A 14525-nucleotide genomic window follows, 5' to 3' on the forward strand; every position below is an offset into this window, starting at 1 on the left:
CTACGTCGGCAACGGCCGACGCCCTGGCCCCCGCCCCAAGACCGCTGAAGTGTCACCGAAGTCCTGAGACATGAACTGTCACCGATGTCCTGATACAGAACTGTCACCCATGTCCTGAGACATCACACGCACCGTTGTCGGACCCCTTCCCTAGGATCGAACGCATGATCGACGAGGGGAAGGAGGCAGCGGTGGGAGCAGACCGAGCGGGAGCTGCGTGGCAGGCCTCCGACCTGCACGACCTCGCCGACCTCCTCGCCGGGCTCGTCCCGTCCGGCCTCCCGGCCGACCTCCTCGACCAGCTCGAGGCCCTGCAGCGGGTCAAGGCCGCGGCCGCGGCCGCCCAGGTGGCGGTGACCGCCGCCTTCGCCGATGAGGCCGACGCCGAGCAGGTCCAGACGAGAGGCAGGCGTACGCCACCACGCGCGATGTCGATCGGCGCCGAGGTCGCCCTCGCGACTCTCGCCAGCCCGTGGGCCGGAGAGCAGCGGGTGCTGCTCTCGCGACGCCTGCGTGACGACCTCCCGTGCACGTGTGCCGCGCTCGCCCGCGGAGACCTCACCGAGGACCGTGCCTTCGCGGTCGCTCGCGAGGTCGGCCACCTCGACCCTGCCCGGCGCCGCGTCGTGGACGCCGACCTCGAGCCCCGGCTCCCGGGGCTCGGCGACCACCGGATCCGCGAGGCCGTGCGCCGCTCCTGCCAGACCACCGCCGCCGACGCCGAGGCCGGTCGCCACCGCCGGGCGCGGGCCGACCGCAGGGTCACCACGCGTCGCCTCGACGACGGCACCGGCCAGCTGGTCGCCACGCTTCCGCTCGAGGTCCTCGCTGGAGTTCGTGCGAGCCTGGACGACGCCGTCGCGACGGCCCGGGCGGAGGGCGACCCGCGCACCGCTGGACAGGTCCGCGCCGATGTCCTCGCCGCGCGGGTCACCGGCCTCGATCCGTCCGTGGAGTCCCCGCAGGTGCGGGTCAACCTCGTCATCGGCGTCGAGTCGCTCCTCGGCGCCGGCACCGAGCCCGGCCTGATCCCCGGCGAGGGGTTCCTGCCCGCTGCGCTCTGCACCGATCTCGTACGCCGTGCCAGCGCCGCCGCCAAGGCCACGCTCCGTCGCCTCTTCGCCGCTCCCGACGGCCGGTCGCTGGTCGCGATGGAGTCCTCCAGCCGCCGCTTCGACGGTCTCCTCGCCGAGCTGCTGCGCCTGCGCGACGGCGGCACCTGCCGCACGCCTGGCTGCAATGCGGTGATCCGTCACCTCGACCATGTCCAGCGGGACGCCGACGGCGGGCGCACCTCTGCCGTCAACGGCCAAGGGCTCTGCGAGCGCTGCAACTACGTGAAGGAGACCCCCGGCTGGACCTCCTGGGTGCCGGTCCTTCCTCCCCGCTCACGCCACGAGGTCCACGGCGTCACCGAGCACCTCCGGATCACCAGGTCGACCTCGCCACCCCTCCCGGGAGGACCAGCCGGGGCCACCGACTACTCACCGGCCGAGCGCCAGCTCGCCAGCAACTTCACCCTCGCGTCCTAGCCGGTGCTCTTGCGCGTCTCAGCGTCGAAGGACAGCAGGAACTGGCCGAGGTCGGACGGACAGCACTGCCGCGCCTTCCTCCGGCACAGATCGACGTCCTGCCGTGCCGAGCTCCGCGCGATGGCGTCCGTGGATACTGAAGAGACGAGGGTCGCTGGCCCCGGGCAGGCAGGAGGGTCAGGCCATGGAGGTTGAGCTGCTCTACTTCGACGGATGTCCGAACTGGGCGGTGGCCGACGAGCGCATCGCCGAGGCTGCTGAGCTGGTGTCGCGCGAGGACCTCACGGTGCACCGGCGAGAGATAGAGACTGAGCAAGAGGCAATCGCCGTTGGCTTCACCGGTTCACCGACCATCCTGGTGGACGGACAAGATCCGTTCGCGACCGGCGATGGGCGGGTGGGCCTGGCTTGCCGGGTCTATTCGACCCCACACGGGCTGGCTGGGTCGCCCAGCGTGGCGCAGCTGGTGGACGCGCTCTCATGAGGCGAGCCGCGGTGTTCCTGCTCGGCGGCTACGTGCTGCTTGCCGTGGGCAACAAGGTCGCGGAGGCCGCAGGCGCCAGGCGATGTCACTGTGCAGACGATTGCTGGTGCCAACGTCCCGGCCTCAGCCTGTTCCGCTGGGTGTGTCCGGGGCACAAGGATGCGGAACGTCGCCTTTCTCGAGAAGCCTGACGGGATTCCCGTCCTCGCAGCGAACGCAGCGATGCCGACGACCACGCGCGCCATCGTGCGCGCGGGGCCGGAGGTGGCACGGTGGCCGGCCTCCCAGGCGCGGTCCGAGGCGCGCGTCGCGGACGTACGGATCCCGACCAGGCCGTTGCGCGACAGGTCGCCCCGTTCGCCGGCCCCCGCGACGAACCACATGGCCGCAGCGACTGTCACCAGCCCCCACGCACCGACCAGTGCCAGCACCATCGCCCGTCCTCTCAAGTCCGTCGGCGTACCGCGCCCATTCTCGCAGCAGGACCGCCCAACCTGAGAAGTTGCTGTGGCGGGAACAGCAGGCCCACGGTGCGCGTTTGAACTGGTGTCACCCCGGTTAGAGTGGTGTGACGCGACAGGTGCCGTCACCATGACGGCGTCGGAGCCCCGGACACACAGGGGCGGCCTCCAAGGAGAGACCATGAAGAGCAGCAATCCCATTTTCAACCGTTCCGAGGAGTTCAACCGCTCCTCGAACGCCTACGGCAACCAGACGTACGCCGGTGGGGGTGCCGCCTACCCCGGCTACGGCGAGACCTCCAACGACCCCGCCACCTGGGGCACCGGCACGCCCGGACAGGTCGACCAGGGCCGGATGACGGTCGACTCGGTCGTGCAGAAGACCGCCATCTCGATCGCGCTGGTCTTCGCCACCGCGTTCGCCACGTGGTGGGCCATCGGCGACATGATCACGACGGACTCGCTCGGCAACACGACCGTCGACAGCGACGCCGTGACGCTCGCGTCCACGCTCGGCGTCGTTGGCGCCGGCGGCGCGTTCCTCCTGTCGCTGGTGAACTCGTTCAAGAAGGTGATCAGCCCGGCGCTCGTGATGGCGTTCGCGGCGATCGAGGGTGTGGCCCTCGGCGCGATCAGCAAGCTCTTCGACGCCCAGTTCGGCGACGGGATCGTGACCCAGGCCGTGCTCGGCACGTTCGCGGCCTTCGTCGGCACGCTCGCGGCCTACAAGTTCTTCGACATCAAGGTCGGCCAGAAGTTCCGCACCTTCGTCATCGCCGGCATGTTCGGCATGGTGGGCCTCGGCCTGCTGTCGCTGGTGCTCAGCTTCTTCGGGATCAACACCGGCCTCTTCGGCTTCGGTGCCCTCGGCCTGCTGATGGCCGTCGCCGGCCTCGTGCTCGGTGTCTTCATGCTGATCCTCGACTTCGACTTCGTCGAGAACGGCGTCGCCGCCGGTCTCCCGGAGCGCGAGTCGTGGCGTGCGGCCTTCGGCCTCACGGTCAGCCTGGTGTGGATCTACACCAACCTGCTCCGCATCCTCGCGATCATCCGCGGTGGCGACTGATCCGCTGATCGTCACCACCTGAACCACACTCCGGCCCGCCGAGCTCAGCTCGGCGGGTCGTAGTCATGTCCGGCTCACCTCTGGCTGGGGACGGGATCGATCGCTGCGTCCGCGTCGGGATCCTGGTCCTGCTCCTCGTTCTCGTCCGGCGACTCAGCGTCCGTGGACGGACGGCGGCGGCGGTGGCGCAGCTCCACCCAGCGTCCGCGCAGGCCGCGCTGGTTGCCGCCGACCTCGGTGCCGTCGACCTCGGTGCCGGGCGTACGCGCGGCGCGCACGGCCGCAGCCGCCACGGGCAGGATGCCCTCGCGGCGCCGCGGCTCGGGCTGGACCTCGTCCTCGGGCAGCAGGTCGAGCGCCGCGAGGCAGGAGGGGACCAGCACGGAGGCGAGCTGCTCGTAGCCGTCGGCGGAGGGGTGGAAGCGGTCCGGGCCGAACAGCACGGCGGGTGCGGCGTCGAACTCCGGGCCCAGGACGTCGCCGAGGGACACCGTGCGACCGCCGTTCTCCACCACGGTGATCGTCTGGGCGGCCGCCAGCCGGCGCGACCACTCACGGGCCACCTGCTTGAGCGGCGGCGGGATCGGCCGGATGGTGCCGAGGTCGGGGCAGGTGCCGACCACGACGTGGATGCCCTCCTCGCGCAGGCGGCGTACGCCCTCGGCGAGGTGGCGCACCGACGCGGACGGCAGCACGGTGTGGGTGACGTCGTTGGCCCCGATGAGCACGACGGCGAGGTCGGGGTGGGTCGCGATCGCGGTGTCGACCTGGTCGGCCAGCGCGCTCGACATGGCACCGACGACGGCGAACGAGCGCAGGTGGACGCGGCGGTCGGCCTGGGCGGCGATGCTGCTGGCCAGGTGGGCGCCGGGGGTGTCCTCCACCCGCTCGACGCCGTAGCCGGCTGCGCTGGAGTCGCCCAGCAGGGCGATGCGGATGGCCGGGCCGGGGCGTCCGCGGCCGTACCAGCCGGTCGCGTCGGGCGGCGGGCCGTCGCCGATCACGCCGATCACCCTGCGCGCGAACCTCGCCTCGGCGACCAGGACTCCGTAGAGCCCGGCCCCGAGCACGGACAGTCCGCCCCCGCCCAGGGCGGCGGCCGACGCCAGCTTGCGTGCTGCTCCAGTTGCCCCCACGCCCACGATGCTACGCAAGCGGCGTTGCGGGCTCCGGAGCGGTGGATGGGTAGCCTGAGCAGGTGCAGTACGCGAACTCCGTCCTCGACCTCATCGGCAACACCCCGCTGGTCCGGCTCAGCCGCACCCTCGACCTCGCCGAGGGGGGTGACGCGACCGCCGAGGGGGGTCCGCTGGTCCTCGCCAAGGTCGAGTACCTCAACCCCGGCGGGTCGGTGAAGGACCGCATCGCGACGCGGATGATCGAGGCGGCCGAGGCCTCCGGCGCGCTCCAGCCCGGCGGCACGATCGTGGAGCCCACCTCCGGCAACACCGGCGTCGGCCTGGCGATGGTGGCGCAGCAGAAGGGCTACCAGTGCGTCTTCGTCTGCCCCGACAAGGTCAGCGTCGACAAGCGCAACGTGCTCAAGGCCTACGGTGCCGAGGTCGTGGTCTGCCCGACCGCGGTCGCGCCCGAGCACCCGGACTCCTACTACAACGTCAGCGACCGGCTCGCCTCCGCGCCCGGCGCGTGGAAGCCGGACCAGTACTCCAACCCCCACAACCCGCGCTCGCACTACGAGACCACCGGTCCGGAGATCTGGGAGCAGACCGAGGGACGCATCACGCACTTCGTGTGCGGCATGGGCACCGGCGGCACCATCAGCGGCGTGGGTCGCTACCTCAAGGAGAAGAACCCGGCCATCCAGGTGATCGGCGCCGACCCGGCCGGCTCGGTCTACTCCGGCGGCACCGGTCGCCCCTACCTCGTCGAGGGCGTGGGCGAGGACTTCTGGCCCGACACCTACGACCGCGGGGTCGCCGACCGCGTCATCGAGGTCTCCGACGCCGACTCCTTCGCCTTCACCCGCCGCCTCGCCCGTGAGGAGGCCCTGCTCGTGGGTGGCTCGTGCGGCATGGCCGCCTGGGCCGCGCGCCAGGTGGCGCAGGAGCTCGCCGGCACGCCCGAGGGCGAGTCCGCGGTCATCGTGGTGCTGCTGCCCGACTCGGGCCGCGGCTACCTCACCAAGATCTTCAACGACGAGTGGCTCGCGCAGTACGGCTTCGCCAGCGGCGCCGACGGCGACTCCCGCACGGTCGGCGAGGTGCTGCGCGGCAAGTCCGGCCAGCTGCCCGACCTGGTGCACACCCACCCCGGCGAGACCATCGCCGAGGCCGTCCACATCCTGCAGGAGTACGGCGTCTCGCAGATGCCGGTCGTGCGGGCCGAGCCGCCGATCGTGGCCGCCGAGGTCGCCGGGTCGGTGTCCGAACGGACCCTGCTCGACGCCCTCTTCACCGGCACCGCCAAGATGACCGACCAGGTGGAGGACCACATGTCCGCGCCCCTGCCGACCGTCGGCTCGAGCGAGTCGGCCGCCGACGCCGTCTCCCTGCTGGAGAAGGCCGACGCGGTCCTGGTCCACGAGGACGGCAAGCCGATCGGTGTGCTCACCCGCCAGGACCTCCTCACCTTCGTGGCGGCGTCGTGAAGCGCCTGACGCGGGCGCTGCTCGTCGTGGGCTGCCTCGGCGCCCTCGCGGCGTGCGGCGACGACGTGAACACCAGCACGGACCCGGTCGAGGTCGAGGTCGGCGAGGCCTTCGAGTGGAACGGCTTCACCGTCGAGGACGGCTGGGAGATCAACGGCATCGACCGCGCGGTCAACATGGAGGAGGTGACCACCCCCGAGGTCAAGGGCACGATCACCAACACCCTCGACGAGGAGCGGACCGCCATCTTCGAGATGGTCTTCTCCGCCGACGGCGAGCCGGTCGCGACCCTGAGCTGCTCGGCCGCGAGCATGGTCACCGACCAGTCCCAGCAGTTCCTCTGCCCGGGTCTGAGCGCCGTCATGCCCGAGGAGTACGACGCCGTGGTCGTCCAGGAGCTCGTGCGCTGACGTGGGGGACCTCTCGGGCGAGGTCATCGGCTTCCTGGTCCTCGCGGCCCTGGTGGCTGGCTTCGTCGACGCCGTGGTCGGCGGTGGGGGGCTGGTCCAGCTGCCGGCCCTGCTCGTCGGCCTGCCCGGGGCCTCGGTCGTCCAGATCGCGGCCACCAACAAGCTGGCGTCCTTCTGCGGCACCTCGATCAGCGCGGCGACGTACGTCCGGCGCATCCGCCCCGACCCGCGGACGTTCCTGCCGCTGATGGGTGCCGCCTTCGTCGGCTCGGCGGGCGGCGCGCTGGTGGCCTCGCTGCTGCCGCGCAGCGCCTTCGACCCGATCATCCTGGTCGTGCTGGTGCTGGTCGGCGGCTACGTCTGGTTCCGCCCGAGCGTGGGCGAGCTGACCAGCCTGCGCTTCGCCGGCAGCCGGCACCTGACGGTCGTCGTGCTGACCGGGCTGACGATCGGCTTCTATGACGGCGCCATCGGTCCCGGCACCGGCTCGTTCCTCGTCTTCGCCCTCGTCGGGCTGCTGGGCTACAACTTCCTCGAGGCCTCGGCCAAGGCCAAGCTCGCCAACTGGGCGACCAACCTGGCCGCGCTGGTCGTCTTCGTCCCGCAGGGGGCGGTGATCTGGCAGCTGGCCCTGCCGATGGCGGCGGCCAACATCGCCGGCGGCTATCTCGGGGCCCGGCTGGCGATGGCGCGCGGCGCGAGGTTCGTGCGCGCGTTCTTCCTGGTCGTCGTGTCCGGCTTCGTGGTGCGGATCGGCGCGGACCTGCTCGGCTGGTGGTGACCGGCCGCCACTCACCCAGGCGGTAGCCTCCCTGCGTGGGAGCAGTGGGGTCAGTCGACGCGTTCCAGCGCCGGCACCCCGTCCTCGGCTTCCCCCTCGCGGTGGTCTACAAGTACTTCGACGACCAAGGTCCCTACCTCGCGGCGGCGCTGACCTACTACGCCTTCATCGCGATCTTCCCGCTGATGCTTCTCGGGACGTCGATCCTCGGCATCATCCTGCGCGGCGAGCCCAACTGGCAGGAGTCCATCCTCGACTCCGCGCTCGCCCAGTTCCCGATCATCGGCGACGAGCTCGGTCGGCCCGACGGCCTCCAGGGTTCGTTCGCCGGTGTCGCGGTCGGTGGTCTGGCCGCCCTCTACGGCGCCCTGGGCCTGGGGCAGGCGCTGCAGAACACCCAGCACGTCGCCTGGTCGGTGCCGCGCAACAGCCGGCCCAACCCGTTCTACGCCCGCGTCAAGACGCTGCTGCTGCTCCTGACCGCCGGTCTCTCGCTGCTCGCCGTCACCATCGTCTCCACCATCGCCAGCACCACCGACATGTTCACCGACGTCATCGGCGGCGGTCTCAGGACCCTCCTGCCGGTGCTGACGGTGCTGGTCGTCGGCACCGGACTGACCTACCTCTTCCGCTTCGCCGCCACCGGCCAGCACTCGTTCTGGCGTGCGGCGCCGGGCGGCTACACCCTCGCCGTGCTGTGGCAGCTGCTCCAGCTCGGCGGTGCCGCCTACGTCGACCGGGTGCTGGTCAACACCTCGTCGATGACCAGCACCTTCGGCCTGGTCCTCGGTCTCATCGGCTTCCTCTGGATCGGTGCGGTGATGGCGGTGCTCGCGACCGAGATCAACGTGGTCCTCGCCCGGCGGCTGTGGCCACGGGCCCTGCTCACCCCCTTCACCGACAACGTGCAGCTCACCGACGCCGATCGCGAGGCGTACGCCCTCTATGCCCGGATGCAGCGGCACAAGGGCTTCGAGAAGGTGGTCGTGCGCTGGGAGCCGGGTCCGGTCGAGCGGGAGCCCGACGAGCCGTCCGACAGGTCGGCGTGACGCGCTACCTCACCGTCGCCCGTGACGCGACCGGCGAGGTGGAGGACCGCGGCTCGCGCTTCCTGTGCACGCTGCGCCGCGTCGCCGACGAGGACGAGGCCCGGGCGCTCGTGGCAGCGCTGCGGCGCGAGCACTGGGACGCCCGGCACCACTGCTCGGCCTTCGTGCTCGGCCCCGACGGGGCGTTCCAGCGCTCCTCCGACGACGGCGAGCCCGCCGGGACGGCCGGGGCGCCGATGCTCGACGTGCTCCGTGGCGCCGGGGTCAGCGACGTCGCGGCCGTGGTCACCCGGTGGTTCGGCGGGACGCTGCTCGGCGCCGGCGGGCTGGTGCGTGCCTACGGGGACGCCGTACGCGCCGCGCTCGCCGAGGCAGGCACGCTCCGCCGCGCGCTGCTCACCGAGCTCGCGCTCGACCTCGACCACGCGGACGCGGGACGGGTGGAGGGCGAGCTGCGGTCGCGGGGCGTGACGGTCCTCGAGACGACGTACGACGCCCGGGTCCGGCTGCTGCTCGCCGCGCCGGCCGACGAGGTGGATCGCGTCGTGGAGCTGGTCGCCGCGACCACGGGCGGCGCCTCGGTGCCCGAGGCGGTGGGGGAGCGCTGGGTGGACCTGTCTACCTGATGTCACCGTCGACGTAGACCCACCGCCCGGCACGCTGCGCGAACCGGCTCGCCTCGTGCAGCGAGCCGCCGTCGAAGGACGCCACGAACTCGACCGTGTCGCCCTCCGCGGCCAGGACCCGGAGCCCGGTCCACCGGGTCCACGGATCGGGCGTGACGTCGTCGGGACGGGTGCGCGGGTGCCAGGTCCGGAACAGGTGGTCGGCGTCGCCGCGGACGTTGGCGGTGTAGCGCGAGCGCATCAGCTGTTCGGGAGAGGTCGCCTGCGCGGTGTTCGCCAGCAGCGGTGCGCAGCAGGCGTCGTACGCCTCGCCGGTGCCGCACGGGCAGGGGGTGGTCAGCACGGGGTGAGCCTATCGACGTCGCTTGCGTTGCGGTGTAATCATGTAAGCATGAAAGCAGACGAGAGCCGCCGCGGTCGCCGCGGCGGGTGGCAGGTCGCCGACCTGCCGGATGCGAGCAGTGCGTCCGAGTGGTTCCGCGGGCGCCTGCCCGAGGCATGGTTCAGCGCGGTCGACGTCACCGTCGACCGCGAGGAGATCCTGGTGGTGGGCACGCTCGCCGCCGACGACGCCAGCGGCGCGGAGGCGGAGGGCCGGATCAGCCGGTTCCGCTCCGAGACCCGCGCCGAGCGGATCGAGGTCGCGCTGGAGGCGCAGGAGCGCTACCAGCGCAAGGTCTCGTGGGGGGTGCGGCTCGGCGACACCGAGGTGTTGTTCACCCACGTGGCCGCGCCGGTCATGACACGCCTGCGCCAGCCCGAGCGACGGGTGCTCGACACCCTCGTCGACGCCGGGGTCGCGCGGTCGAGGTCCGACGCGCTCGCGTGGTCGGTCCGGCTGGTCGGGGAGCACGCCGACGAGTGGCTGGGACAGCTCCGGGACGCGATGGCCGAGGTCGACAAGCTGCGCGGTGAGGGCCCGGCGCTCTGACGCACTAGGTTCGGGTCCATGACGATCGAGCGGTCCGACCCGCCCCACAGCGCCGACGAGGTGGGGATGCTGCGCGGCTTCCTGGACCACTACCGCGCCACGATCCGGCTCCAGGCCAGTGGACTCTCCGACGAGCAGCTCGACCAGTCGCTCGCGCCGAGCGACCTCACGCTCGGGGGCATGCTCAAGCACCTCGCCTTCGTCGAGGACTACTGGTTCTCCCACCACCTCGCCGGCCACGACCCGGCCCCGCCGTGGGACACCGCGCCGTGGGACGACGACCCGGACTGGGACTGGCACAGCGCGTCGGGTGAGGCCCACGCCGACCTCGACGCGCTGCTGGCCGCCGCGATCGTGCGCTCGGACGCGTGCCTGGACGCCACGCTGGCCGCCGACCCGGACCCGGGCCGCCCGGTCGCACGGCCGCGCGACCCGGCCCGGGGCCCGACCGTCACCGTGCGGTGGGTCCTGGTGCACATGGTGGAGGAGTACGCCCGCCACGCCGGTCACGCGGACCTCATCCGCCAGTCGATCGACGGCGCGACGGACGTCTGAGCCGTCAGGTCTGCTCGTGCAGGCAGAGCACGTTGCCGGCCGGGTCCTTGAACCACGCGGCCTTCTCGGAGCCCAGCACGCAGACGTGGTCGACGGTCGTGAGCCCGGGCAGGTCGTAGTCCTCGAAGACGACGCCGCGCTGCTCGAGGTCGGCGATCTCGGAGGTGATGTCGTCGACCTCGAAGCTCATCGCCGTGCTGGCGGACGGGGCGCTGTCGGGACGGGGGAGCAGGACGAGCGTGGTGCCGCCGTCGAGCGCGTAGAGCGCGCTGCCCTCGTCGTTGGTGCCGGTGTAGTCGAGACCGAGGGTCTCGGAGTAGAAGGTGCGGGCACGGTCGACGTCGGTGACCGGGAGCATCATCGCGACCGTGCGGTGGGTGAGCGACATCTGTCCAGTGTGCGCCCGATCCGCGGCGACGGCACCGGTGATCCAGACCGGTGATCCGGGTGCGATCTCCCCATCGCGGACGGCATGTCTGGTGGAATGTGCCACATGCCCGAAACGATCCGCGTCTACCTCCTCGACGACCACGACGTCGTACGCCAGGGGCTCCGGTTCCTGCTCGAGCAGCAGGACGACATCGAGGTGGTCGGCGAGTCCGCCAGCGCCACGGAGGCCACGGCGCGGATCCCTGCGCTCCGGCCCCACGTGGCGGTCCTCGACGCCCGCCTGCCCGACGGCTCAGGCATCGAGGTGTGCCGCGCGGTGCGGGCCGTCGACCCGACGATCAACGCCCTCATCCTCACCTCGTACGACGACGACGAGGCGCTCTTCGCCGCGATCATGGCCGGCGCGTCGGGCTACGTGCTCAAGGAGATCCGCAGCTCCGACCTGGTCACCGCGGTGCGTCACGTGGCGTCGGGGAAGTCGCTGATCGACCCGGCGATGACCGCGACCGTCCTCGAGCGGATCCGCAGCGGCCCCAGCACGCCGGACGAGCTGGCCTCGCTGACCGACCAGGAGCGGATCCTGCTCGGCCACATCGCCGAGGGCCTGACCAACCGGCAGATCGCCGAGCAGATGTTCCTCGCCGAGAAGACGGTCAAGAACTACGTCTCCAGCATCCTGGCCAAGCTCGGTCTCGAACGGCGCACCCAGGCCGCGGTGCTGGCCTCCAAGCTGCTGGGGGACCAAGGTCCCTCCGGACGGTGACCGGAGGCCCTGCTGCGCGCCCGCGCCGCACGCGACTGTGGTGGTGACCCGGAAACACCCACCACCGAAGGAGGGGATGACGATGAGCGTCATCCATCGTCACCGCAACGAGCCCGACGCCACCACTGCCACTGCAGCTGGCGGGGCCGTGCCGCACACCGACCACGACGCGCGAGGCCCCTGGTTCGACCGGGCCCTCGCCACCCTGCGGATCGCCTTCGGGATCACCTTCCTGTGGGCGTTCCTCGACAAGACCTTCGCGCTGGGCTTCCACACCGGCTACGACCAGGAGGGCAACCTCGACCGGTTCGGTGACGCGGCCTGGATCAACGGGGCGAGCCCCACCGAAGGGTTCCTCACCTTCGCGATCCCGGAGAACAACCCGTTCAAGGGTTTCTTCAACGGTCTCGCCGGCAGCGCCGTGGTCGACTGGCTGTTCATGCTCGGCCTGCTCGGCATCGGCGTCGCCCTCCTCCTCGGGGTGGCCATGCGGATCGGCACCGCGGCAGGCGCACTGATGTACGCCTTCATGTACGCCGCCGTGCTCCCGCTGGAGAACAACCCGGTCGTCGACGACCACCTCGTCGGCATCATCGTGATGGCGGTGCTCGCGCTCGGCGCGGCCGGCACCACGTGGGGGCTGGGTCACTGGTGGAACCGCACCGAGGTGGTCGAGAACCACCCCGTCCTGCGCTGACACCAGGCCCCCAGGGGCCCGGCGCCTCCCCGGCGCCGGGCCCTTCGGCGTGTCCGGAGCCCCGGCTCAGACCAGCGGGACGCGCCAGACCAGCACTGTCCCGCGATCGCCCAGCCGCGAGATCTCCAGGGTGCCCCCGAGGTCGGCGGCTCGTCGGCGTGCGTTGCGCAGCCCGCTCTCGGTGACCTCCTCGGGCAGCCCGACACCGTCGTCGGCCACCCGCAGCTCGAGCTGCACGGAGGTCACCGAGACGTCGACCTCGGTGCTGTCGGCCAGCGCGTGCCGCGCGACGTTGGAGATCGCCTCGCGCAGCACCGCGAGCAGCTGGGTCCCGACCGTCGGCGGCACGACGGTGTCGACCGGGCCGGAGGTGCGCACGACCGGCGCGAAGCCCAGCACCGGGACGTACTCCTTGACCAGGCGGCGCACGGACGCGCGCAACGAGTCGCCACGGCGGTCCTGGAGCTCGAAGATCGTGCCGCGGATCGCCTTGATCGTGTCGTCGAGCTCGGCCACGGAGCTGTCGAGCCGCTCGGTGACGGCGCCGTCGCCGGCCATCGCGGCGACGCCCTGGAGCTGGAGGCCGGTGGCGAAGAGCCGCTGGATCACCACGTCGTGCAGGTCGCGGGCGATCCGCTCGCGATCGGAGATGAGCGCCAGCTCCTGGCGGTCGGCCAGCGCCTGGGTGCGGTCGAGGGAGAGCGCGACCTGGTCGGCGAAGCCGGCGAAGAGATCACGGTCCTGCACGTCGAGCAGCCCCGCCCCGGGCCTGGTCACGGCCACCAGTGCCGTCACGGGCGCGAGGTGGGAGCGCAGCGGCACGACCACGACGGGCACGCCCTCGATGGTGCTGGTGTGCACCGGCCCGCCCGCCACCGGGGTCGCGTCCAGCCGGACGCGGGCCAGCAGCTCCTCGATCTGCTCGGGATCGGCATCGGGGGCCACGCTCACGGTGTCGTGCTCGGGGCCGCGCGAGGACCACAGGGCTACGGCCTGCCCGTGCGAGACCTGTCGCGCGGTCGACACGATCTGGTCGAGGGCGCTGGGCAGGTCGACCGGCGGCTGGAGCAGCTCGGACAGCTCGGCGGACGCCTCGAGCCACTGGCGACGGCGCTCGCTCAGTGCGAACGACCGGGCGTTGCTGATGACGTAGCCGGCGGTGCGCGCCAGCTCCTCCACGAGGCGTTCGTCGGCCTCGGTGAAGGGCCCGCCGCCGGCCTTCTCGGTGAGGTAGAGGTTGCCGAAGACGGTGCCGCGGATGCGCACCGGCATGCCGAGGAACGACGTCATCGGCGGGTGGTTGGGAGGGAAACCGACCGATGAGGGGTGCGCCGACAGGTCGGCGAGACGCAGTCCCGACGGGTCGTCGATGATGACGCCGAGGATGCCGCGCCCGTGCGGCAGGTCGCCGATCAGCTCGCGGGTCTGCTCGTCGAGGCCCGTGGTGACGAACTCCACGAGGTGGCCGGTGCTGCCCAACACGCCCAGGGCGCCGTAGCGCGCCCCGGTCAACGCCGTGGCGGCCTCGACGATGCGGGTCAGCACGCTGGCCAGGTCCAGGTCGCTGGAGATCGCCGTGACGGCTTCCAGCAGCAGGCGGCCGTCGGCTCCGAGGTCAGGGGTCTGGGGATGCGTCACGGGCCCCAGTCTGTCCTCCGCGGAGGCGTGGTGTCAGCGCTCAGGCGAATCGGCGCACGGGCAGGTGCTCCCAGGGGTCCCAGCCGCCGCCGAGCTGGCGCCCGGTGATCTCGGTCCACGGGATGCGCACGACGAGGTGGCGCTGGCCCGAGGCCCACGGCCGCGGCTGCCACGTGCGGGCGATCTCGGCGAGCTCGTCCTGGTCGTCGACGAACGACGCCCGGCCGCGCACCACGACGCTCCAGCCGCGCTTGAGCTCGTAGTCGAACTGGTCGACCTCGAAGCACAGCAAAGCGTCACGGCCGTAGGTCCCGAGCAGGCTGTAGGCGCTGGTGCGCAGCAGGATCGACTCACCGTCGACGGCGTAGTTCACCGGGACGATGTGCGGACCGGTGGGAGTGACCATGGCCACCCGGCCGGCGACACCGGCGGTGAGCAGGCGTGCACAATCCTCCCGGGAGAGGTCGTGGGTCGTGGTGGTCATCGGTCCTCCTTCAGCTGGACCTCCAGCCTTGCCCGGGCCCGGGGCAGGGG

Annotated in this window: 18 protein-coding genes; 12 read left to right on the top strand and 6 right to left on the bottom strand. The window is 71.8% G+C overall.

Annotation, left to right across the window (positions count from 1 at the left end):
- Nucleotides 1–164 precede the first annotated feature (164 nt).
- Both K4G59_RS18065 and K4G59_RS18070 read left to right on the top strand, forming a co-directional pair.
- A complete protein-coding gene (locus tag K4G59_RS18065) occupies nucleotides 165–1532 on the top strand; it encodes an HNH endonuclease (protein ID WP_231252455.1) in 1368 nt (455 codons plus the stop codon).
- 184 nt (nucleotides 1533–1716) lie between these two features.
- Nucleotides 1717–2016 (top strand): thioredoxin family protein, encoded by a 300-nt coding sequence (locus K4G59_RS18070; protein WP_231252456.1) that lies wholly within the window; start codon nucleotides 1717–1719, stop codon nucleotides 2014–2016.
- Here K4G59_RS18070 and K4G59_RS20700 read toward each other — a convergent pair.
- A complete protein-coding gene (locus K4G59_RS20700) occupies nucleotides 1950–2678 on the bottom strand; it encodes an SdpI family protein (protein ID WP_372461837.1) in 729 nt (242 codons plus the stop codon). The two genes, K4G59_RS18070 and K4G59_RS20700, sit on opposite strands and share 67 nt — an antisense overlap.
- Between K4G59_RS20700 and K4G59_RS18075 the strand changes: the two genes are divergently transcribed.
- A complete protein-coding gene (locus tag K4G59_RS18075; protein WP_231252457.1) occupies nucleotides 2659–3543 on the top strand; it encodes a Bax inhibitor-1/YccA family protein in 885 nt (294 codons plus the stop codon). The genes K4G59_RS20700 and K4G59_RS18075 overlap by 20 nt on opposite strands.
- Before the next feature lie 74 nt (nucleotides 3544–3617).
- Here the strand turns inward: K4G59_RS18075 and K4G59_RS18080 are convergent, their stop codons facing one another.
- Nucleotides 3618–4679 (bottom strand): SGNH/GDSL hydrolase family protein, encoded by a 1062-nt coding sequence (locus K4G59_RS18080; protein ID WP_231252458.1) that lies wholly within the window; start codon nucleotides 4677–4679, stop codon nucleotides 3618–3620.
- A gap of 62 nt (nucleotides 4680–4741) precedes the next feature.
- Between K4G59_RS18080 and K4G59_RS18085 the strand changes: the two genes are divergently transcribed.
- From K4G59_RS18085 to K4G59_RS18105, 5 genes are read left to right on the top strand one after another with little or no spacing between them, the layout of a single operon-like run.
- Nucleotides 4742–6151: a cystathionine beta-synthase gene (locus K4G59_RS18085; protein ID WP_231252459.1), complete on the top strand. Its 1410-nt coding sequence runs from the start codon at nucleotides 4742–4744 to the stop codon at nucleotides 6149–6151.
- On the top strand, nucleotides 6148–6561 hold the full coding sequence (locus K4G59_RS18090) for a lipoprotein (RefSeq protein ID WP_231252460.1): 414 nt from the start codon (nucleotides 6148–6150) through the stop codon (nucleotides 6559–6561). Before K4G59_RS18085 ends, K4G59_RS18090 begins: the two co-directional genes overlap by 4 nt.
- Before the next feature lies 1 nt (nucleotide 6562).
- On the top strand, nucleotides 6563–7342 hold the full coding sequence (locus K4G59_RS18095) for a TSUP family transporter (RefSeq protein ID WP_231252461.1): 780 nt from the start codon (nucleotides 6563–6565) through the stop codon (nucleotides 7340–7342).
- 35 nt (nucleotides 7343–7377) lie between these two features.
- Nucleotides 7378–8391, top strand: coding sequence for a YihY/virulence factor BrkB family protein (locus K4G59_RS18100; RefSeq protein ID WP_231252462.1), 1014 nt, complete (start codon nucleotides 7378–7380; stop codon nucleotides 8389–8391).
- Nucleotides 8388–9017, top strand: a complete 630-nt coding sequence (locus K4G59_RS18105; RefSeq protein WP_231252463.1) for a YigZ family protein — start codon at nucleotides 8388–8390, stop codon at nucleotides 9015–9017. The genes K4G59_RS18100 and K4G59_RS18105 overlap by 4 nt, the downstream gene beginning before the upstream one ends.
- On the opposite strand, the gene K4G59_RS18110 is transcribed toward K4G59_RS18105, so the two are convergent.
- Nucleotides 9010–9360, bottom strand: a complete 351-nt coding sequence (locus K4G59_RS18110; RefSeq protein ID WP_308189433.1) for a YchJ family protein — start codon at nucleotides 9358–9360, stop codon at nucleotides 9010–9012. The genes K4G59_RS18105 and K4G59_RS18110 overlap by 8 nt on opposite strands.
- Nucleotides 9361–9408: 48 nt before the next feature.
- On the opposite strand from K4G59_RS18110, the gene abmR reads away from it, so the two are divergent.
- Both abmR and K4G59_RS18120 read left to right on the top strand, forming a co-directional pair.
- The gene (abmR, locus tag K4G59_RS18115) at nucleotides 9409–9948 is read left to right on the top strand and encodes an ATP-binding transcription factor AbmR (protein WP_231252464.1); all 540 of its coding nucleotides are present in this window, start codon (nucleotides 9409–9411) and stop codon (nucleotides 9946–9948) included.
- A gap of 18 nt (nucleotides 9949–9966) precedes the next feature.
- On the top strand, nucleotides 9967–10503 hold the full coding sequence (locus K4G59_RS18120) for a DinB family protein (protein WP_231252465.1): 537 nt from the start codon (nucleotides 9967–9969) through the stop codon (nucleotides 10501–10503).
- A 4-nt stretch (nucleotides 10504–10507) separates the two neighbouring features.
- On the opposite strand, the gene K4G59_RS18125 is transcribed toward K4G59_RS18120, so the two are convergent.
- The gene (locus tag K4G59_RS18125; protein ID WP_231252466.1) at nucleotides 10508–10891 is read right to left on the bottom strand and encodes a VOC family protein; all 384 of its coding nucleotides are present in this window, start codon (nucleotides 10889–10891) and stop codon (nucleotides 10508–10510) included.
- A 105-nt stretch (nucleotides 10892–10996) separates the two neighbouring features.
- Here K4G59_RS18125 and K4G59_RS18130 point away from each other — a divergent pair, with 105 nt between their 5' ends.
- Nucleotides 10997–11656, top strand: coding sequence for a response regulator (locus K4G59_RS18130; RefSeq protein WP_231252467.1), 660 nt, complete (start codon nucleotides 10997–10999; stop codon nucleotides 11654–11656).
- Between the two features lie 82 nt (nucleotides 11657–11738).
- On the top strand, nucleotides 11739–12353 hold the full coding sequence (locus tag K4G59_RS18135) for a hypothetical protein (RefSeq protein WP_231252468.1): 615 nt from the start codon (nucleotides 11739–11741) through the stop codon (nucleotides 12351–12353).
- 66 nt (nucleotides 12354–12419) lie between these two features.
- Here the strand turns inward: K4G59_RS18135 and K4G59_RS18140 are convergent, their stop codons facing one another.
- Nucleotides 12420–13991 carry a GAF domain-containing sensor histidine kinase gene (locus K4G59_RS18140; protein ID WP_231252469.1) on the bottom strand — a complete coding sequence of 524 codons (1572 nt, stop codon included), beginning with the start codon at nucleotides 13989–13991 and terminating at the stop codon, nucleotides 12420–12422.
- 40 nt (nucleotides 13992–14031) lie between these two features.
- Nucleotides 14032–14475 carry a pyridoxamine 5'-phosphate oxidase family protein gene (locus tag K4G59_RS18145; RefSeq protein WP_231252470.1) on the bottom strand — a complete coding sequence of 148 codons (444 nt, stop codon included), beginning with the start codon at nucleotides 14473–14475 and terminating at the stop codon, nucleotides 14032–14034.
- Between the last annotated feature and the right edge of the window lie 50 nt (nucleotides 14476–14525).

It is taken from the genome of Nocardioides furvisabuli (assembly GCF_021083185.1).
Lineage (GTDB): Bacteria > Actinomycetota > Actinomycetes > Propionibacteriales > Nocardioidaceae > Nocardioides > Nocardioides furvisabuli.